This is a genomic window from Streptomyces sp. NPDC004610 (genome assembly GCF_040609715.1).
In the GTDB taxonomy this organism is placed as follows: domain Bacteria; phylum Actinomycetota; class Actinomycetes; order Streptomycetales; family Streptomycetaceae; genus Streptomyces.
Genome location: NZ_JBEXLA010000027.1, coordinates 127217 through 144288, shown reverse-complemented (window position 1 = coordinate 144288; position 17072 = coordinate 127217). Strand labels below are relative to the sequence as shown.

Here is a 17072-nt window from a genome sequence, read left to right as displayed (position 1 = left end):
GTTCCCCGCGCCCCTAAAAGACGCGGGCGTCTCACAGGGGCGCGGGGAACTGCGCGACCAGCCCCCACCCACCCGCACTCGACCACGGCGCCGTTCTTTTCAGGGGCGCGGGGAACCGCGCGAACCGGCCCCCACCCACCCGCACCCGACGACGGCGATGTCCCTCTCAGGGGCGCTGGGGGTACCCCCTCTGGGGGAGGAACTGCGCGAACCCGCCCCACCCACCCGCACTCGACCCCGATGCCCCCACCCTCACCCCGCATCCAGATGCGCACACAACCGCCGCAACGCCACCCCCGCCCGGCGGGCATACGCATGCTGGAGCCCCCGCGTCGCCGCCCCACCCGCCTTCGCGTACCACTTGGCCGGACGGCTGAACGCCGTGACGGTCAGCCAGACAGTCCCGTCCCCGGTGCGCTCCACCACGAACGACTCCTCCCCGCACTCCGGATGCCCGGCGAGCGTGCCGTAGGCCCAGCCGGACCGGCGATACTCCTCCACCGTCCACACCACCCGGCACGGCGCCTTGATCACCCCGGCCAGGGTCACGGTGACATCGACATCCGGCGCGGCGCGCTCGGCGGCGGCGTCGACGCCCATGCCCATCGCCCGGTGCAGTTCCCACCCCCCGACCGCGTCCGCCGCCCGTCGGAACAGGGCGTGTCCCTCGCCGATGCGGGTGCGGACATGGAGCCGGTGGAATCCGGGCGGGCAGAAGCCGGGGTCGCGCGTGCCGCCGACATCCTCGTACGTGAAGGACATGGGCCCAGCGTAGGGCCTGAGATGGAGGGCCTTCAGGGGGTGCGGCGGGGGGAAGGGCGCTTACGTCGCGGTACGTCCCACTCGTCCAGCCGCTCACCGGCCCAGGTCGGACTGACCTTGAACTCCCGGGCCAGCGCGGTGACGGACTGACCGTCCTCGTACTGCGCGATCACGGTCGCGCGCCGCCGGACGAACTCCGCCTGGGCGGCCCGCGTCTCCTCGGTGGAGCGGGGGGCGACCGGGCGCCCCCGGAAGACATGTCCGGCGGCCCGGCGGTGCAGGTGGGCCGCGTACAGAGGGCGGCGGGGTTCCCCCCATTCGTCCAGCCGCGCCCGCAGCCAGCCGGCGGGGACGCCGTAGGCGGCGGCGATCAGGGCGACGGGTTCCAGGGCGCGGTAGCGGGCGATGACCGTCGGCCGGTCGGCATGCACGGCGGCGCGCGCCTCTTCGATGTCGGTCGCGCGGTCCATGGGGCTACCTCCCGGGATTCTCGGCGAGCCGGACGGACAGGGTGTAGACGCAGTCCAGGTCAGGGAAGGCGGCGACGAGGGGGCGTCCGGATCTGAGGTGTTCGCGGGCCTCCCGTCGTACGGCGGGGCCGGTGGCCCAGAAGCGCAGCGCCGCAGGGCAGTCCGGTACGGGCGTCGGCGCGGCGCGGAACGCGGGGCCGATCCATACGAGGCGCTGCGGGTCGGGATCGAGCCGGTCGGCGAGCCGCAACGCCTCGTCGCGCAGCCAGCGCAGCGCCAGGACGGGGGAGAAGCTCCGGGTGGTGGAGAGGAGATACGGCACGGTCCGGCCGGTGCCGTACACCATTCCTTCGGCCCGGACGTGCGCGAAGTAGTCCGCCCGGCCGCTCACAGCAGCGATCCCCGACTGCGGGCATTGACCCTGGCAGTCTCGGCACGGAGTCGCTCCGCGGGGGTCGCGGGGCGTACGTGCTCGGGTTCGGCCTCCCATTCGGTACCGCCGCGCATGGGGCGTAGGAACCAGTAAGGCCCGATGGCGTCACGGAATTCGCCGACGCGGTCGCCTTGGCTGGTATCCACCATGATCGTGCCGGGCTCGGGAACACTCCGTGCGATCATAGGTATTCCTCTCCGTAGTGGCGTGACTACTGGGGAGAGGAATCGTGGCTGAGAGCTGGGAAGACTTCAAACTGCCCAGGTGGAACGAAAGGTTGGTGAACGGCCTTTGAATCGCAAGGAATTGAACCCGGACGCCTCGGCGCAAGCGGCCTTCGGAGCGCGTTTACGCAGCATGCGGGAGGCGCGCGGCTGGACCCAGGATCAGCTCGCGCTCCGCATGGACTATTCCAGTGTGCATATCTCTGCCGTGGAAACCGGCCGGAAGTCTCCGACTCTTCGTTTTTCGCGTAGTGCGGATGTGGCCTTCGGGTTGGTGGGCGCGACGGACGCGTTCGAGCGCGGGTACCGGGAGATCAGGGTTGGCGCGATGCTGGAGGGGTTCCCGGAGTACGTGAAATTCGAGGGCCGGGCGGTGGAGATCCGGCTCTTCAACATCGGCGTCATTCCCGGTCTGTTGCAGACCCCTGAGTACGCCCGGGTGCTGGCCGACAGCGCGATAAGGCGGGGTGCCGTCACTCCCGAACAGGCCGAGCGGCGGGTCGCGTTGGTGGCGGATCGGCAGGCGACGCTGCTGCGCTCCGTGCCTCCCATGGTGTTCGTGACCATGGACGAGAGCTGTATCCGACGGCCGGTCGGCGGTGCCGAGGTCATGGACGCCCAACTGGCGTCGCTGATCGAGTTCGCCGACCGGCCCAACACCCTTCTCCAGATGGCGCCTTACGAGATCGGCGAGCGCCGCACCTTCAACCTGCCGGTCAATCTGCTGACCATGCCGGACCGGTCGGTGGTCTACTACGCCGAGTCCCAGGCACAGGGAAATCTCGACCGGGAGACCACTTCCGTGGCGGCCGTCTTTACGGCATACCATCAGCTACAGGCCGTAGCCCTGTCTCCGGCGGCATCCGTGGCCATGATCGAGCAGGTACGAAAGGGCATCCCGTGACGACCGACGACTCCCCGCGCTGGTTCACCTCGTCCTACAGCGACAACGGCGGCGACTGCGTCGAGGTCGCCACCAATCTCGCCGCCTCCGGCGGTGTCGTCCCGGTCCGGGATTCCAAGAACCCGGCCGGTCCCGTTCTGGACCTCCCCGTCGCCTCGTTCGCCTCCTTCGTCGCGAGCGTCAAGCTCGGGGAGTTCGGGGCGGTCTGACGACGGCCGGAGCCCCGTCACTCCCTTCCTTCCCGGAGGGGCGTGGCGGGGTCAGGCCCGGGTAGTCGGGGAGGCGTTCTCCTCCCTCCCTTCTTGGGCGAACAAGAGCGTCGGCTCGGCGAGGATGTCCCGCGCGGCCTCGCTCTTGTAGATCTCGTCGACGCTGCCGAACCGGGCCTCGGCGTAGTCGAGGTCCAGCAACGCGGCGGCCTCCCGGACAGACGCCTCGTCCGGTCCTTCGATCTCCAGGAACGTGGGCAGGTCGGGCCAGGTGTCGAAGTCGAAGGCGACCTCGCCCAAGCGCCACTCCTCGCGGTAGTTCTCCTGGTAACGGACCTCGGTGAGGCCGACCCGGCGCAGGATGTCGGCCATGGCGTGGAGGTCGGACACCTCGGTCTCGATCTCCTGGGTGCCGTCGATCGTCGTGGCGTCGGTGACCTGCTTGAGTGTGAGCGTCGAGCGAGTGCCCTCGTCGCGCAGGCGGAGCCAGGCCCCGCCATCGAGGACGTCGTTCTCGAAGATCTTGCGGGTCAGGAGGGTGCGGGGGAGCGCCTGGACGGCGCCGAGAGCCGTCAGCTTGGCCTGGAGGCCGGCGGTGTCGACGGCCAGGAACTTCGCCTCGTACTCGTTCTTCATTCGGCCTTCTCTCAGGAGCGGTCGGTGCGGGGGGATGATCGGGCCGCCATGAGTACGCCCATGCGGTGGGTGTGCTCATGGGGCCGACCGACATGGGGTCGCTCGGTGAACTCGCCGGTGCGCAGGGTGAGCAGGACTTCCCAGCCGTCGCGAAAGTGGGGGCGCAAGCGCTCGGGAGAGCTGTAGTGCTCGATCTCATGGTGACGACTCTCGACCGGCATCATGAACTCCGCTCCGAACACACCTCCCGTGCCGACCAGGCGTTGCATGCGGTCGACGAACTCGGCGAGCGGTCGGCGGTGGTTGGCACTGTAGTGCCATGAGCAGCTCGTCCAGACCGCATCGCACCGCAGGTCCAGCGGCGGGCCGTTGAGGAAGTCGCCTTCAACGACCCGTACGCGGTGGGTCAGTTCCTCGCGTTGCAGCCGGTCGATCAGCCCCGGCGCGTGTGCTCGCCTGTCACCCGGGAGGCGGACGTCACCTCCGTGGAGGGCGACCGCGTCGCGTTCGATGGCGACGACGCGGTGTCCGGCGGCGGCGAGAGGGAGGACGAATTTGCCGTCACTCGCGCCGATGACCGCGACGGTGGAGTCAGGGGCGGTGCGCTCCCGTAGCGCGGCGAGGAACTGAGGGAAGAAGGTGAGGGTGTGTTCCCACAGGCTCCGGGTCTGCATGGGAGTGCGCTCCTTGGGTGGCCACAGTGCCGGTGATCGCGTGGAGGACCTCCTCGGGGCCACGCCCCGACGTGTCCACGTGGTGCATGGGGAACCAGGAATAGGCGGCCATGACCCGGTCGCTGACGGTTTCCGTCAGCGCGTCCCACCGGGACTCCGGCTTGTTCCGGCCGGCGAGGCGGCGCCGTCGTTCGTCCTCCGCGCAGACGAGGTGGTAGCCGGTGGGAATCGGCAGATGGCGTGGCAGCGTCACGTCGAGCCGGGTGCCCAGGGCTCGGTGAGTGGCGAGGCATCGGGCGAAGTAGCTTTCGACCACGACCGGGACGCCGTTGTCCAGGTGATGCTGGATCTCTTCGGCCGCAGTGAACAGTGCCGAGAGGTAGAGACACATTCGCGCCTCGATGTTCGTCCCCTCGTCCACTGCGTTTCGGAGGGACTCGTACACCCTCGGAACGGTCGGGACGAGGACTGCTTGCCGGGCGGTGGCGAGCAGGGGTGCCAGGGTGGACTTTCCGGTGCCCCGTAAACCCTCCAGGCTCTCGAAGAGAGGGGTATCAGACACGGGCATACACCACGTCCGGGATCGCTAGGGCGAGTTCGTCGGTGCCGGACGGCCGGTGGACAATACGTCCCTTGGCCTTCTCGTACCAGAAGGCGTGCGCATCCTTGCCCACGGCCTTGCAGGACATCGTCAGGGCGCCGCGAGGGTCGGCCTCGATGCGGTCGATCTCGCGGGGCCTGATGGCTGGTGCGGAGTCCAGGCGGGCGCCCCGTTCGGACAGGTCCTCATCGACGATCACCGCAAGGGGCAGGTCTGCCGACGCCAGCTCTTCGCGGAGCCGACCGTAGGCGGACGGGGCGGTGACCTGGAGTTCGGGGTGCTTCTCGGCGTTGCCGACCGTCCGTAGGTGGTGGAGCCTCAGTTCTCGGACCCCGAGCTGTCCCAGAACACGGGTGAGGGGCAGGACCTGGCTGATGTTCCGCGAGGTGATGGTCATGGTCACGCCTGTCGGAACGCCGATGTCCCTGGCCAGAGCGAGCACGTCGAGGGCGTTGCGGTAGCTGCCCTGCCTGCGAATGCCGTCGTTCGTCGCCCCGAGTCCCTCCAGCGAGACTCTGAGCAGATCCAGGTGCGGGGCGATCTCGGTCAGGCGCCGGTCGATCCGGTACCCGTTGGTGCAGATCTCGACGCGCTGGCCGAGCCCCTCCTTGGCGTGGCGGACGACCTGCGTGAGGCCCTGGTGGATGAACGGCTCCCCGCCGAGCAGGGTCACCGCCTCCGTGCCGTACTCCTCCCGCATCAGGGTGAGGAGACCGGCGGCCTCCTCGGTGCTGAAGGCATCGGTGTACCGAAGGCGTTCGCCGTGGAAGCAGTGCAGGCAAGTGAAGTTGCAGCGGTAGAGCAATTGCAGGTAGAGCGTCCGGATCTTCCTGATACCGGTGACTTCCCCGATCACATCGGCTCCCTTGGCTGACTGTCTGCGGGGGAACCCTGATGGTCGCTCTCCGGACGGGGACTTCGTCACCGCGTTCGGGGACGGTCCGAGGACATCTCAGAACGTCCCGAAACGTCCTTGCCCGATCCTGCGGGTAGCGCTTCCATAGTCCTGTGAACGACCGACTGCGCACGGTGCTCGGACAGCGCGGAGTCTCCCCCGAAGCGCTCGCCGAGGTCTGCGAGGTGGACCCCAAAACGGTGAGCCGGTGGCTGGGCGGACGCACTCCCCATGCCCGGCACCGCTTTCGGGCCGCGCGGCATCTGCGCGTGGAAGAGACCTTCCTCTGGCCGCCCGCGCCTCCCGAGCGACCCGGCCGTACGCTCGACGGGTCGGGCACCGAACTGATCGGCACCTATCAGAACCGTGCCAGCGTGCCACGCGATGTCTGGCTCTCGCTGCTGCGAGGAGCCCGGGACGAGATCAGCGTCCTCGTCTTCTCCGGTACCTTCTTCGCCCAGTCCAACCCCTGCGTCGCCGAGATGCTCTCCGAGCGCGCCGCCGACGGAGTGCGGGTGCGCCTGTGCTTCGGCGACCCGTACGGACAGGCAGTGTCCGTCCGAGGCCGCGAGGAGGGGATCGGCGACACCCTCGCCGCCAAGATCCGAGCCTCGCTGACCTACTACCGTCCGCTGCTGGGCGAGGCCGGATGCGCCCTGCGCCTTCACGACACCACGCTCTACGCATCCCTGTTCCGCTACGACGACAACTTGCTCGTCAACCCCCACATCTGGGGACGACCCGCCAGCGCCAACCCGCTCCTGCACCTCAAGAGGGCGGACTTCACCGGGTGGTTCGACGCCTATGCTCGAAGCTTCGGCGCCGTCTGGGCCGCCGCCCGACCGTGGGCGCCCGAAGAGGAGAGGACTGCCGGCCATGGGCAGGACCGAGTACTACAACGACCCGACCGCTCCCAAGGCGAACACCCTCATCCCGGCCAGTAACCTGCTGGTCGCCGACGAGAGCGGCGCCATCCTGCTTCAGCGGCGCCGCGACACCGGCCAGTGGGCCCTTCCCGGCGGTGCCCAGGACATCGGTGAGACCGCGGCCCAGTGCGCGATCCGCGAGTGCCTGGAGGAGACGGGGATCATCGCGGACATCACCGGCTTCCTCGGCGTCTACACCAACCCGAAGCACATCGTGGCCTACACCGACGGTGAGATCCGCCAGCAGTACGAGAACACCTACATCGGCCGCCCCGTCGGCGGAGCGCCCACGATCAACGACGAGGCCGACGGAGTCCGCTTCGTCCAGCCCGCCGATCTGGACCAGTACGACATCCACCCCAGCATGCGCCAGCAGATCGGCGACTATCTCGCCGGTACCTATCCCTTCCTGGGCTGAGCCCTCAGCACCGCCTCGATCCGCTCGACCGAGGAGAAGATCTTCGGCGCCGCCGATCGAATGAACCGCGCCACCACATGGTCTGGGCCGTAGCGGCTTTGGATCTCCGCGACCCGCTGCGGGGCGGTGGTCCGGCCGCCGTCGGGCGTCGTCGTCATGTCGCAGTACACGAGGGCGTCCACCAGAAGCGGGTCCTCCGGCAACGGGAACTCCGCGGCCAGCTCCGCCCTCAGCCCCCGTTCCTCCGCCTCCAGGAGCGCGAACGAATGGTTCGCCACCAGCCGGGTGAGCCGTTCGTCGGCACCGCGCTCGTCCCGGAGAAAGCGCGCTCCGTCCAGCGGATGGAACCCGGTGACGGCCAGGCGTGGCGCGTAACCCACGTCGTGCAGTGCGGCAGCGGCGGCAAGCAGATCGGCGTTCCTGCCGAGGAGAGTTCCCACCTCGGTGGCACGGGTGGCCACACCCAGTGAATGCGCCCACCGCCGGGGGAGCCTGCCGCTGAGTTCCTCCTCGGCGAGGTGCCGGGCCTGTGCGGCAGAGAAGCTGTTCATGGTCTGCTGCCTGCCCAGAGGAGCGGCCGGACAGACCCGTTGCTGTCTCGAACGTTGTGTCCGCCGGTACGATGCCCCCGCCCGCCACAGGTCCCCGACCCGGACCGAGCGAGAGGACCCGCACGTGAACCAGCGCCCCGCCCGCGCGGCCGTGTTCTCCGCCGGATCCTGGGGCACCGCCGCAGCCAAGATCCTCACCGACGCGGGCACCAGCACCGTCCTGCACGCCCGTCGGCGTGAGATCGCCGACGCCATCAACACCCACCACCGCAACCCGGCCTACTTTCCCGACATCGACCTGCCCCCGGGCCTGACGGCCACGACCGATCCCGCCACCGCGCTGGACGGCGCCGACTTCCTCGTCCTGTCCGTGCCTGCCCAGAGTCTGCGTGACTGCCTCACCGCCTGGGCGGCACACATCCCGCCCGCGACCGTGGTCGTGTCCCTCATGAAGGGCATCGAGGCCGCAACCGCGCTGCGGGCCAGCGAGATCATCCATGAGGGGACCGGCGTGGACCGTGCCCGCATCGCCGTGCTGTCCGGGCCGAACCTCGCCCGGGAGATCATGGCCGGGCAACCGGCCGCGGCCACGGTCGCCTGCACCGACGAGGCAACCGCACATCGCTTCCAGACGGCGTGCCACACCCCCTACTTCCGCCCCTACACCTCCACCGACGTCATCGGCTGCGAACTGGGCGGGGCCCTCAAGAACGTCATCGCCCTCGCGGTCGGCATCGCCACCGGCAAGGAATCCGGGCACAACGCCGCCGCGCTGATCATGACCCGCGGCCTGGCCGAGAGCACCCGCCTCGCCACCGCCCTGGGCGCCGAGCCCGCGACCCTTGCCGGACTGTCCGGCATGGGCGACCTCGTCACCACCTGCTCCTCACCGCTCTCCCGCAACCGCACCTTCGGCACCCATCTCGGGCGCGGCCTGACGGTCGCCGAAGCAGCCGCCGCCACCCGTCAGACCACCGAGGGCGTCAAGAGCGCCGAAGCGGTCATCAGCCTCGCCCGCGCCCACGGCGTCGACATGCCCATCACGACGGTCGTGACCGCCGTCCTGCACGGCAGGATGACCCCCGACGAGGCGGCGGCCGTACTCATGCAGCGGCCCCCCAGACCCGAGTAACTCCGCCTTCGCCCAGGCACATCCCCTTCCTCCTCCCACCCGGAGGCCCATCCGTCATGCCCGCAACCCTGCTGAGCACAGCCCAGGCCGCCGTCACCGCCGCCCTCGCCGCCTGGATGGTCACCGGCTTCACCCCCAGGCCGGGCCGTTGGATGCGCTACCCCCTGTTCTCCCGCGGCACCTTCGTCATCATCGACCTCACCGGCACCTTGCCGGACGGCAGCACCGAGTCCGTCAACCCCTACACCCACCTCTCTCCAGGTGCGTTCCTCCTCCCTCCACCCCAGCTCCAGGTGATCATCGAGCACGAGATCCGCACCGGCCGGTACCTCCGCATTGACGGACAGGGCCGCGTGCTGTCCGCCAAGGGCGAGCAGCCCATCACCGTCAAGGACAGCCGTGTGGTTCTATGACGCTCTCACCTCCGGTTTCACCAGTTCCACCGATCCCGCGCGCGTCCAGCTCTTCCGTATCGTCTACGGCAGCGTCCTCGCCGTACGGTTCGTCCTCTCCGTGGGACAGGGCGGCTGGAGGCGATTCGCACCCGGATCCCTCAGCCTTCATCTCGCCGAGCAGCGTTACGGACCGACCCGCGCCCAGATCCTTGCCGCTGCCTACCGGCCCGCGCTCGTCGCACGGACCGTCGCCGCCCTCACCCTGGCGGCCGGTATCACCCCGCGTCTGTCCCTGCTGCTGGTCCTCGCCGGAGCCGCCCTGGACCTGCTCTACCTCAAAAGCCCCAGCGCCGTGCGCTTCAGCCTGCTGACCGGTGGTTGTCTCCTCGTCGCCGGTGACCTCGGACACGGGCTGCACCTGGACCATCGCACCAGCACCGCCAACACCTGGGCGCAGGCCCTGCTGGTGCTGGTCGCCACCGACCTGTACTGGAACAGCGCCTACCAGAAACTCCGCTCCCGCCAGTTCCGCACCGGCCTCTTCCTCGCCCAGTGGATGCACACCCACGCCCAGCTCAAGGACCGGCTCGCACACCGGCACCAGCACGCGGTCCCCGCTTTCGTCCACCGCCGCAAGGGAAACCTCACACCTCGCGACATCCGCCTGTGGCGTACGGCAGCGCTCACCGTGATCATCGTGGAAGCCGCGCTGCCCCCGGCGCTCCTCATCCCGCAGACCATCCCCTACGCGGTTGCCGCGGGCCTCGGCATGCACGCCGCCTTCACCCTCCTCAAACCCCGCCAGCTCATCACCTTCTCCGGTCTCACGACCGGCACATTCGTCGTCTTCGCGGGCTGAGCCCTCAAGAAGCGGACGGCACCGGGTGGTTCGACACCTAGGCTCGAAGCCTCGGCGCCGTCCGGGCCGCCCGACCGTGGGCGCCCGAAGAGGAGAGGATCGCCGGCCATGGGCAGGACCGAGTACTACAACGACCCGACCGCTCCCAAGGCGAACACCCTCATCCCGGCCAGCAACCTGCTGGTCGCCGACGAGAGCGGCGCCATCCTGCTTCAGCGGCGCCGCGACACCGGCCAGTGGGCCCTTCCCGGCGGTGCCCAGGACATCGGTGAGACCGCGGCCCAGTGCGCGATCCGCGAGTGCCTGGAGGAGACGGGGATCATCGCGGACATCACCGGCTTCCTCGGCGTCTACACCAACCCGAAGCACATCGTGGCCTACACCGACGGTGAGATCCGCCAGCAGTACGAGAACACCTACATCGGCCGCCCCGTCGGCGGAGCGCCCACGATCAACGACGAGGCCGACGGAGTCCGCTTCATCCAGCCCGCCGATCTGGACCAGTACGACATCCACCCCAGCATGCGCCAGCAGATCGGCGACTATCTCGCCGGTACCTATCCCTATCTGGGCTGAGCCGCAAGGGCGAGCCGCGTAGCCGACGTCGGGGCGGCAGCGGCGGGCGAGCAGACCGGTATGCCCTCGGACGGCGAGAGCCCCGCCACGCCCCCGGAGGGAAGGCGCGGCGGGGCCCGGCTCAGCCGATTCCTCCGCCCCCTACGGGAACGTCAGCTTCCACCCGTTGATGTACCCGGTGTCCTGTGACGCCACATCCTGGACGCGGAGCTGCCACGTGCCGTTCGCGGTTTCCGAGGACGCGTTGACCGTGTACGTCTCCTGGACGTTGTCCGCGGAGTCGGACCCGCTGGAGTTCTTCAGGCGGTACAGCGTGCCGTCCGGGGCGACCAGGTCGATGACGAGGTCGCCGCGCCAGGTGTGGATGATGTCCACCTCGACCGGGAGCGCGGCGGGGGCGTTGCCCGTGCGGCCGGTGACGCTGATCGCGGAGTTCACGGCCACGCCGTTGTCCGGGACGGAGACATCCGTCGTGGACTCGAAGGACGTGCCGCCCGGGGTGCCGGAGCGGGTGCCGACCGCCACGGCCGCCCAGGCGTCCTGCACGGCCTTGTACTCGACGGAGGTGGTGCCTCCGTACAGTTCGCTCGCCACCGCGAGGGTGCCGGTGCGGGCCGCCGAGTAGTTGGTGGTGGTCGTGAACTTCGTGGTGAGGGCCTTGAACCAGATCTGCTCGGCCTTCGCCCGGCCTATGCCGGTCACCGGCAGGCCGTCCGAGGTCGGGGAGTCGTAGCTGACGCCGTTGATGGTCTTCTGGCCGCTGCCCTCGCTGAGCAGGTAGAAGAAGTGGTTCGCGGGGCCCGAGGAGTAGTGGACGTCGATCGAGCCGATGCCCGAGTACCAGCTGTCCCTGGACGCGCCGTCCCTGCTCGGCTTGTCCATGTACCGCAGGGGCGTCCCGTTGCCGTTGATGTCGATCTTCTCGCCGATGAGGTAGTCGCCGACATCGGAGGCGTTGTTGGCGTAGAACTCGACGGTCGTGCCGAAGATGTCCGAGGTCGCCTCGTTCAGGCCGCCGGACTCGCCGCTGTAGATCAGGCCCGCGGTCGCGGAGGTCAGGCCGTGGGTCATCTCGTGGCCGGCCACGTCGATCGACGTCAGCGGCTTGGCGTTGCCCGCGCCGTCGCCGTACGTCATGCAGAAGCAACTGTCCGACCAGAAGGCGTTGATGTAGTTGTTGCCGTAGTGGACGCGGGAGTAGGCGGCGACGCCGTCCCCGCGGATGCCATTGCGGCCGTGCACGTTCTTGTAGTAGTCCCAGGTCAGCGCGGCCCCGTAGTGGGCGTCGGCGCCGGCCGTCTCCAGGTTGGCGGCGGTGCCGTTGCCCCAGACGTCGTCGGAGCCGGAGAAGAGGGTGCCGGTGCCGGAGGTGCCCCGGTTGAGGTTGTACGTGCGGTGGTTGCCGCGGGCGCCGTCGGTGAGGTTGTACGTCGTCCCGGACTGGGTCGTGGTCAGGGGCACCGTGCCGCTGTACTGGGTGTTGCCGGTGCCGTTGCGCACCGCCTGCCACTCGTACAGCTTCTCGCCGCTCTTCGCGTCGGTGACGACATGCAGTTCCTGCGGGGTGCCGTCGTGCTGGAGGCCGCCCACGACCGTCTCGTACGCCAGGGTCGGGGTGCCCTCGGCCGCCCAGACGACCCGGCGGGGGGCCGTCTCGATCGCGGGGCTCTTCGCCTTCTCCGCGCGGGCCTCGCCGAGGGCCTGGCTCTCGGCCTTGGAGGGGGCGAGGGTGGGGGTGAGGGAGGGGACCGAGATCGTGGCGCGGGTCGCCTTGACCGTGCTCTCCGTGGTGCCGTTCTTCGCCGTCGAGACGACCAGGTCACCGCCCAGCACCGGCAGCCCGCCGTACGTCCGCTCGTAGCGGGTGTGGAGCGTGCCGTCCTGGTCCTTCACCACATCCCGGACGACCAGTTTCTCCTGCGCGCCGAGGCCGAGTTCGGCGGCGGTGGCCGTCTTGTCGGCGTCGGCCGCGCGGATCAGCGCTGTGCGCTGCGCGGGGGTGAGGTCGGCGGGCAGGGCGCCCGGGTCGGCGGCGGTGACCGGCGCGGACCGGGGGGCCTGGGCCGGGGCGGCGGTCGCGGCGCCGGACTGCACGGCGGCGGCCAGGAAGGCGGCGACCCCGACGAGGGCGACGGCCGTGGCGCGGCGGCGGCGCGGGGTGGGGAGGGTGTGGGGGGTGTGGGGGGTGGGTCTGTGGGAGGGAGTACTGCTCAACACTGACTCCTTCTGCATGGCCACGGGTCGCGCGACCAGGGATGACCGGGCGGCCAGGAGGTCGTCCGGGCAGAACGGGACACCAGATGCGTACGGCCCGGGGTGCTCCCGGCGGGGTGCGTGGGGTTGCCGGGAGGGGCCTTGGGAAGGGTGGCACTCAGGGACCGTGCTTGTCAGGGGCGCGTCAAAGGTTGGCCGGAATTCGTTCGTTGGGCAGGAGTTCGCGTTCGATATGCGGAGGGGTGGAGGGAGTTCTCTTCTCTCCGGGCCAGGTCAAAGGGTGTTCAAGGGTCGGTCAAGGGTGGGTTGACGTCGAGTCGGCGTCGAGTCGGTGCCGAGGCAGCGCGGTGTCAGCGTGGTGTCTCGCCGTGCCAGGTGTGCCAGAGGCGGGCGTACGCCCCCTCCGCCGCCACCAGTTCGTCGTGCGTGCCGAGTTCGGTGAGACGGCCGTCCTCCATCACCGCCACCCGGTCCGCGTCATGCGCGGTGTGCAGCCGGTGCGCGATGGCGATCACCGTACGGCCCTTCAGCACGGCGGCCAGCGCGCGCTCGGTGTGCCGGGCCGTCGTCGGGTCCAGCAGCGCCGTCGCCTCGTCCAGGATCAGGGTGTGCGGGTCGGCCAGCACCACGCGGGCCAGCGCCAGTTGCTGGGCGCGCGAACCGTCGGTCGGATGGCCTCCGGTGCCGCCGCCGAGCCGGGTGTCCAGGCCGTCCGGCAGCTCCCGTACCCACTCCTGCGCGCCGACCGCCGCCAGCGCCGACCACATCGCCGCGTCCGGCGCCGCCGGGTCCGCGATCCGCAGATTGTCCCGGACCGTACCGAGGAACACATGGTGTTCCTGCGTCACCAGCACCACCTGGCGGCGCAACTGCTCCGGGTCCAGCGCCGCCACCGGCACGCCGCCCACCGTCACCGCCCCCGCGCTCGGCGCGTCCACCCCCGCGAGCAGTCGGCTCAGCGTCGTCTTGCCCGCGCCCGACGGGCCCACCACCGCGAGCCGCTCACCCGGCCGGACCGTCAGATCCACCCCGCGCAGCACCTCACCGCCCCGGTCGTACGCGTACCGCGCGTCCCGCACCTCGATCAGATCGCCCGCCGGGCCGCTCTGCGGGGTGGCCGAAGGGGTGGCTGAGGGGGTAGCCGCAGAGGTGGCCGAGGGGGTGGCCGAGGGTGTCTGGGCCAGGCCCTCCACCCGCGCGAACGACGCCCCGCTGCTCTGCAACTGCTCCACCCGGATGAGGATCTCGTCCAACGGGCCGCTCAGCTGCTGGAGATACAGCGCCGCCGTCACCACCGCGCCCAGGGTCATCGCCCTGTTCGCGTGCAGCGCCCCGCCGATCAGCAGGACGCCGGTCACCGGCAGGATGTAGGAGATCTCGACGGCCGGGAAGAAGACCGTCCGGAGGGAGAGGGTGCGGAAGCGGGTGCGGCGGGCCGTCTCCAGGCGCTCCCGGCTCACCTTGGTCCGCTTGGCGGCCAGCCCGAACGCGTCCACGGTACGGGCGCCCGCCGCCGTCGCCGCGATCACCTCGGCGACCTCGGAGGTGGCCGCGCCCTCCGCGAGATAGGCGTCCCGCGCGCGGCGCAGATACCAGCGCAGGACCAGCGCGATCGGGGTCAGACAGAACACCCCGAGGGCGCCGAAGAGGGGGTCCAGGGTGAACACCGCGACCAGGAGGAAGAGGGCCTGGACACCGCTGACGAAGAGTTCCGGCGCCGCGTCGCGCAGGGTGGTGCCGACGGTGGCGACATCCGCGGTGCCGCGGGCGGTGAGATCGCCGGTACCGGCCCGTTCCACGGTGGCGGCGGGGAGGGCGAGGACGCGGTCCACGAAGCGTTCGCGGATGCGGGCGAGGGTGCGTTCGCCGAAGCGGTGGCCCGCGTTGCGCGCCGCGCGGGAGAGGAGGAGTTGGGCGAGGGCGGCTAGGAGGATGCCGAGGGCGAGGTGGTCGATGGTGGTGACGGTGGTGCTGGTCGTGACACCGGTGCCGGTGCGGACCTCGTCGATGATGCGGCCGAGCAGCCAGGGGCCCACGAGGCCGGTGAGGGCGGCGAGGGAGTTGAGGGTGAGGACGGTGGTGAAGAGGGGGAGGTCGGCGCGGATGAGGGTGGTGACGGCGCGGCGGACCTGGGGGCGGGTGGCGATGGGGAGGTGGGTGAGGGTGGGGTTCGGGGTGGAGGTAGGGGTAGGGGGCGGGGTGGGTTGTCGGGTGCGGGTGGGTGGGGGCTGGTCGCGCAGTTCCCCGCGCCCCTGAGGGGGTTGGGGTGCGGTGGGTTGAGTGGGTGCCGGGGTGTTCCCGCGTGGTTCCCCGCGCCCCTTGCGGCGGTGTTGCCGTGCGGTCGGCTGGTTGGGTGCCGGGGTGTTCCCGCGTGGTTCCCCGCGTCCCTCGCTGCGGCGTTGTTCTTCCGTCACTCCGTGTCGTCCTTCGGGGCTCGGGACACCAGGGCGCGGTAGTCCGGGTCGGTGCGCAGGAGGTGGGTGTGGGGGCCCGTGGCCGTCGCCTTGCCGTCCCGTACATGGATCACCGTGTCCGCCTGGGCCAGGACCAAGGGGGACGTCGAGGTGAGCAGGGTCGTACGGCCGGACCTCGTCGCCCGTACGCGGTCGGCGACCGTGGCCTCCGTGTGGGCGTCCAGCGCCGACGTGGGTTCCACGGCGAGGAGGATCTCCGGGTCGGCGAGCAGCGCCCGGACCAGGCGGACGCGTTGCCGCTGGCCGCCGGAGAGGTTGCGGGCCTGGGCGTCGAGGGGGGAGTCGGGGCCGTCGGGGAGGGCCTGGACGATGTCGTCCGCGGCGGCCGTACGGACCGCGCGCTCCAACTCCCGGTCGGCACGGTCCTCGCCGTCCACCACCTCCCGGAACGGGCCCGCGAACAGGTCCGCCTCGTGATCGGCCAGCAGGATCCGCGCCCTGACCTGCGCGAGCGGGATCTCGTCCAGCCGTACGCCGCCCCAGGTCGCCGCCGATTCCGTGTGCCGGGCGAGACGGTCGAGGATGGCGGCGGCGTCGGCCGGGCGGTCCGCCACCAGCGCGGTCAGCCTGCCCGGCAGGACGCTGACGCCCGACTCGGGGTCGTGCAGCACCGACGGTTCGGCGGGGGCGTCCGCCGTCCCCGCGTCCGCCGCGGGCGCCAGCCGCAGGAACCGTACGACCCGGTCGGCGGCCACCAGGGCGCGGCTGATCTGGTGGGCGCACTCCACCAGGAACGCCATCGGGATCACCAGCACCGCGACATAGCCGTACACCGCGACCAGTTCGCCCGCCGTGATCTCGCCGCGCGCCGCCGAGCGGGCCGCCAGCCAGCTCACCACCGCCAGGAACACCGTCGGCAGCCCGATGCCGAGCGCCTGCATCCAGCTCGTGATCCGGCCGACCCGGTAGCCCTGGGCGCGCAGCCGCCGGGAGTCGGCGCGGAAGGCGTCCGCGAACAGGCTTTTGCCGCCGAGCCCGTTGAGCACCCGCAGACCGCCCGCCAGATCGCCGATCCGGGCCGTCAGCAGGCCCTGCGTCTCCCGGTACGCCGCCTCCCGGCCCTGGATCCGCCGCATCAGCGGGCCGACCAGCACCACGATCACCGGCACCCCGAGCAGGATCACCCCGGCGAGCTGCGGCGACACCGACAGCAGCAGCGCCGCGATCACCGCGTACGCGACGAGGGAGCCGACGCCGGGGCCGACCGCGGTCAGGGCGGTGGCGATGGTCTGGACGTCACCGACGCCGATCGTGGTCACCTCGCCCGCGCCGGTCTGCGGCCCCAGCCGGGAGCCGAGCCGCACCGAGTGGTCCACGACCACCTTGACCGTGCGGAAGTTGGCGTCCATCCGCACCCGGGTCATCGTGCGGTGCCGCATGATGCTCAGCCAGGCGTTCAGCACACCGGCCCCGAACAGGGCCGCGCTCCAGCCCACCAGCGCCGGGTAGTCGCCCCCGGCGAGCCCCTCGTCGACCGCCCGTGCCATCAGGAACGGGGTCGCCGCGAGCAGCACCATCCAGACACTGGCCAGCGTCGCCCCGGCCGCCGACCGCCCCGGCTGACTCCGCGCCAGCCACCACAGATACCGGGCGGGTCCACGCCGGTCGGGGGTGCCGGGGTCGCCGTAGGTGTCGATCATGACGAGCCGCCGGGGAGGGGGTGGGAGGTCGGCCGGGGTGGGTGAGACGCGGCCACGATGGCGCCCTCCGGCCCGCCGT

General features: G+C 70.7%; 20 protein-coding genes. 8 read left to right on the top strand and 12 right to left on the bottom strand.

The annotated features are described in order from the left end of the window. Nucleotides 1–252: 252 nt before the first annotated feature. From ABZX40_RS27705 to ABZX40_RS27690, 4 genes are read right to left on the bottom strand one after another with little or no spacing between them, the layout of a single operon-like run. Nucleotides 253–762 carry a DUF1990 domain-containing protein gene (locus ABZX40_RS27705; RefSeq protein WP_355743785.1) on the bottom strand — a complete coding sequence of 170 codons (510 nt, stop codon included), beginning with the start codon at nucleotides 760–762 and terminating at the stop codon, nucleotides 253–255. A gap of 32 nt (nucleotides 763–794) precedes the next feature. Next, nucleotides 795–1232 carry a hypothetical protein gene (locus ABZX40_RS27700; protein WP_355743788.1) on the bottom strand — a complete coding sequence of 146 codons (438 nt, stop codon included), beginning with the start codon at nucleotides 1230–1232 and terminating at the stop codon, nucleotides 795–797. Between the two features lie 4 nt (nucleotides 1233–1236). After that, nucleotides 1237–1623 carry a hypothetical protein gene (locus tag ABZX40_RS27695; protein ID WP_355743791.1) on the bottom strand — a complete coding sequence of 129 codons (387 nt, stop codon included), beginning with the start codon at nucleotides 1621–1623 and terminating at the stop codon, nucleotides 1237–1239. After that, complete coding sequence (locus tag ABZX40_RS27690) at nucleotides 1620–1850, bottom strand: hypothetical protein (protein WP_355743794.1); 231 nt, start codon at nucleotides 1848–1850, stop codon at nucleotides 1620–1622. Before ABZX40_RS27690 ends, ABZX40_RS27695 begins: the two co-directional genes overlap by 4 nt. Nucleotides 1851–1956: 106 nt before the next feature. Here ABZX40_RS27690 and ABZX40_RS27685 point away from each other — a divergent pair, with 106 nt between their 5' ends. Continuing rightward, on the top strand, nucleotides 1957–2793 hold the full coding sequence (locus ABZX40_RS27685) for a helix-turn-helix transcriptional regulator (RefSeq protein ID WP_355744102.1): 837 nt from the start codon (nucleotides 1957–1959) through the stop codon (nucleotides 2791–2793). Next, nucleotides 2790–3002, top strand: coding sequence for a DUF397 domain-containing protein (locus tag ABZX40_RS27680; RefSeq protein ID WP_355743797.1), 213 nt, complete (start codon nucleotides 2790–2792; stop codon nucleotides 3000–3002). The genes ABZX40_RS27685 and ABZX40_RS27680 overlap by 4 nt, the downstream gene beginning before the upstream one ends. Nucleotides 3003–3053: 51 nt before the next feature. On the opposite strand, the gene ABZX40_RS27675 is transcribed toward ABZX40_RS27680, so the two are convergent. The 4 genes from ABZX40_RS27675 to ABZX40_RS27660 all read right to left on the bottom strand — a co-directional run bounded on the left by ABZX40_RS27675 (nucleotide 3054) and on the right by ABZX40_RS27660 (nucleotide 5769). Continuing rightward, on the bottom strand, nucleotides 3054–3638 hold the full coding sequence (locus ABZX40_RS27675) for a class IV adenylate cyclase (protein ID WP_355743800.1): 585 nt from the start codon (nucleotides 3636–3638) through the stop codon (nucleotides 3054–3056). Nucleotides 3639–3649: 11 nt separating this feature from the next. Further along, nucleotides 3650–4312: a class I SAM-dependent methyltransferase gene (locus ABZX40_RS27670; protein ID WP_355743803.1), complete on the bottom strand. Its 663-nt coding sequence runs from the start codon at nucleotides 4310–4312 to the stop codon at nucleotides 3650–3652. Then, nucleotides 4230–4757, bottom strand: a complete 528-nt coding sequence (locus tag ABZX40_RS27665) for a hypothetical protein (RefSeq protein WP_355743806.1) — start codon at nucleotides 4755–4757, stop codon at nucleotides 4230–4232. The genes ABZX40_RS27670 and ABZX40_RS27665 overlap by 83 nt, the downstream gene beginning before the upstream one ends. Before the next feature lie 109 nt (nucleotides 4758–4866). Continuing rightward, nucleotides 4867–5769: a radical SAM protein gene (locus ABZX40_RS27660; protein WP_355743809.1), complete on the bottom strand. Its 903-nt coding sequence runs from the start codon at nucleotides 5767–5769 to the stop codon at nucleotides 4867–4869. Between the two features lie 152 nt (nucleotides 5770–5921). Between ABZX40_RS27660 and ABZX40_RS27655 the strand changes: the two genes are divergently transcribed. Together ABZX40_RS27655 and ABZX40_RS27650 are read left to right on the top strand one after the other, a co-directional pair. Continuing rightward, on the top strand, nucleotides 5922–6752 hold the full coding sequence (locus ABZX40_RS27655) for a helix-turn-helix transcriptional regulator (RefSeq protein ID WP_355743812.1): 831 nt from the start codon (nucleotides 5922–5924) through the stop codon (nucleotides 6750–6752). Next, nucleotides 6685–7152, top strand: a complete 468-nt coding sequence (locus ABZX40_RS27650; protein ID WP_355743815.1) for an NUDIX domain-containing protein — start codon at nucleotides 6685–6687, stop codon at nucleotides 7150–7152. The genes ABZX40_RS27655 and ABZX40_RS27650 overlap by 68 nt, the downstream gene beginning before the upstream one ends. On the opposite strand, the gene ABZX40_RS27645 is transcribed toward ABZX40_RS27650, so the two are convergent. Beyond that, nucleotides 7134–7703 carry an HD domain-containing protein gene (locus ABZX40_RS27645; RefSeq protein ID WP_355743818.1) on the bottom strand — a complete coding sequence of 190 codons (570 nt, stop codon included), beginning with the start codon at nucleotides 7701–7703 and terminating at the stop codon, nucleotides 7134–7136. The two genes, ABZX40_RS27650 and ABZX40_RS27645, sit on opposite strands and share 19 nt — an antisense overlap. A gap of 124 nt (nucleotides 7704–7827) precedes the next feature. Here ABZX40_RS27645 and ABZX40_RS27640 point away from each other — a divergent pair, with 124 nt between their 5' ends. The 4 genes from ABZX40_RS27640 to ABZX40_RS27625 all read left to right on the top strand — a co-directional run bounded on the left by ABZX40_RS27640 (nucleotide 7828) and on the right by ABZX40_RS27625 (nucleotide 10665). After that, nucleotides 7828–8835 carry an NAD(P)H-dependent glycerol-3-phosphate dehydrogenase gene (locus tag ABZX40_RS27640; RefSeq protein ID WP_355743821.1) on the top strand — a complete coding sequence of 336 codons (1008 nt, stop codon included), beginning with the start codon at nucleotides 7828–7830 and terminating at the stop codon, nucleotides 8833–8835. A 56-nt stretch (nucleotides 8836–8891) separates the two neighbouring features. Beyond that, the gene (locus ABZX40_RS27635; protein WP_355743824.1) at nucleotides 8892–9248 is read left to right on the top strand and encodes a hypothetical protein; all 357 of its coding nucleotides are present in this window, start codon (nucleotides 8892–8894) and stop codon (nucleotides 9246–9248) included. Next, on the top strand, nucleotides 9235–10089 hold the full coding sequence (locus ABZX40_RS27630) for a hypothetical protein (RefSeq protein ID WP_355743826.1): 855 nt from the start codon (nucleotides 9235–9237) through the stop codon (nucleotides 10087–10089). The genes ABZX40_RS27635 and ABZX40_RS27630 overlap by 14 nt, the downstream gene beginning before the upstream one ends. A gap of 108 nt (nucleotides 10090–10197) precedes the next feature. Beyond that, complete coding sequence (locus ABZX40_RS27625) at nucleotides 10198–10665, top strand: NUDIX domain-containing protein (protein ID WP_355743829.1); 468 nt, start codon at nucleotides 10198–10200, stop codon at nucleotides 10663–10665. Nucleotides 10666–10806: 141 nt separating this feature from the next. Here ABZX40_RS27625 and ABZX40_RS27620 read toward each other — a convergent pair whose 3' ends face one another. The 3 genes from ABZX40_RS27620 to ABZX40_RS27610 form a co-directional block, all read right to left on the bottom strand. Beyond that, entirely contained in the window at nucleotides 10807–12897 is a 2091-nt protein-coding gene (locus ABZX40_RS27620) for a M4 family metallopeptidase (RefSeq protein ID WP_355743831.1), read from the bottom strand. A 332-nt stretch (nucleotides 12898–13229) separates the two neighbouring features. Next, the gene (locus ABZX40_RS27615) at nucleotides 13230–15026 is read right to left on the bottom strand and encodes an ABC transporter ATP-binding protein (RefSeq protein WP_355744105.1); all 1797 of its coding nucleotides are present in this window, start codon (nucleotides 15024–15026) and stop codon (nucleotides 13230–13232) included. Between the two features lie 263 nt (nucleotides 15027–15289). After that, the gene (locus tag ABZX40_RS27610) at nucleotides 15290–16993 is read right to left on the bottom strand and encodes an ABC transporter ATP-binding protein (protein WP_355744108.1); all 1704 of its coding nucleotides are present in this window, start codon (nucleotides 16991–16993) and stop codon (nucleotides 15290–15292) included. Nucleotides 16994–17072: the final 79 nt, after the last annotated feature.

Excerpts from the sequence above, each read along its gene's own strand:
- ABZX40_RS27705 (WP_355743785.1), bottom strand. The coding sequence starts at position 762 with ATGTCCTTCACGTACGAGGATGTCGGCGGCACGCGCGACCCCGGCTTC.
- ABZX40_RS27700 (WP_355743788.1), bottom strand. The coding sequence starts at position 1,232 with ATGGACCGCGCGACCGACATCGAAGAGGCGCGCGCCGCCGTGCATGCC.
- ABZX40_RS27690 (WP_355743794.1), bottom strand. The coding sequence starts at position 1,850 with ATGATCGCACGGAGTGTTCCCGAGCCCGGCACGATCATGGTGGATACC.
- ABZX40_RS27675 (WP_355743800.1), bottom strand. The coding sequence starts at position 3,638 with ATGAAGAACGAGTACGAGGCGAAGTTCCTGGCCGTCGACACCGCCGGC.
- ABZX40_RS27670 (WP_355743803.1), bottom strand. The coding sequence starts at position 4,312 with ATGCAGACCCGGAGCCTGTGGGAACACACCCTCACCTTCTTCCCTCAG.
- ABZX40_RS27650 (WP_355743815.1), top strand. The coding sequence starts at position 6,685 with ATGGGCAGGACCGAGTACTACAACGACCCGACCGCTCCCAAGGCGAAC.
- ABZX40_RS27645 (WP_355743818.1), bottom strand. The coding sequence starts at position 7,703 with ATGAACAGCTTCTCTGCCGCACAGGCCCGGCACCTCGCCGAGGAGGAA.
- ABZX40_RS27635 (WP_355743824.1), top strand. The coding sequence starts at position 8,892 with ATGCCCGCAACCCTGCTGAGCACAGCCCAGGCCGCCGTCACCGCCGCC.
- ABZX40_RS27625 (WP_355743829.1), top strand. The coding sequence starts at position 10,198 with ATGGGCAGGACCGAGTACTACAACGACCCGACCGCTCCCAAGGCGAAC.
- ABZX40_RS27620 (WP_355743831.1), bottom strand. The coding sequence starts at position 12,897 with ATGCAGAAGGAGTCAGTGTTGAGCAGTACTCCCTCCCACAGACCCACC.
- ABZX40_RS27610 (WP_355744108.1), bottom strand. The coding sequence starts at position 16,993 with ATGATCGACACCTACGGCGACCCCGGCACCCCCGACCGGCGTGGACCC.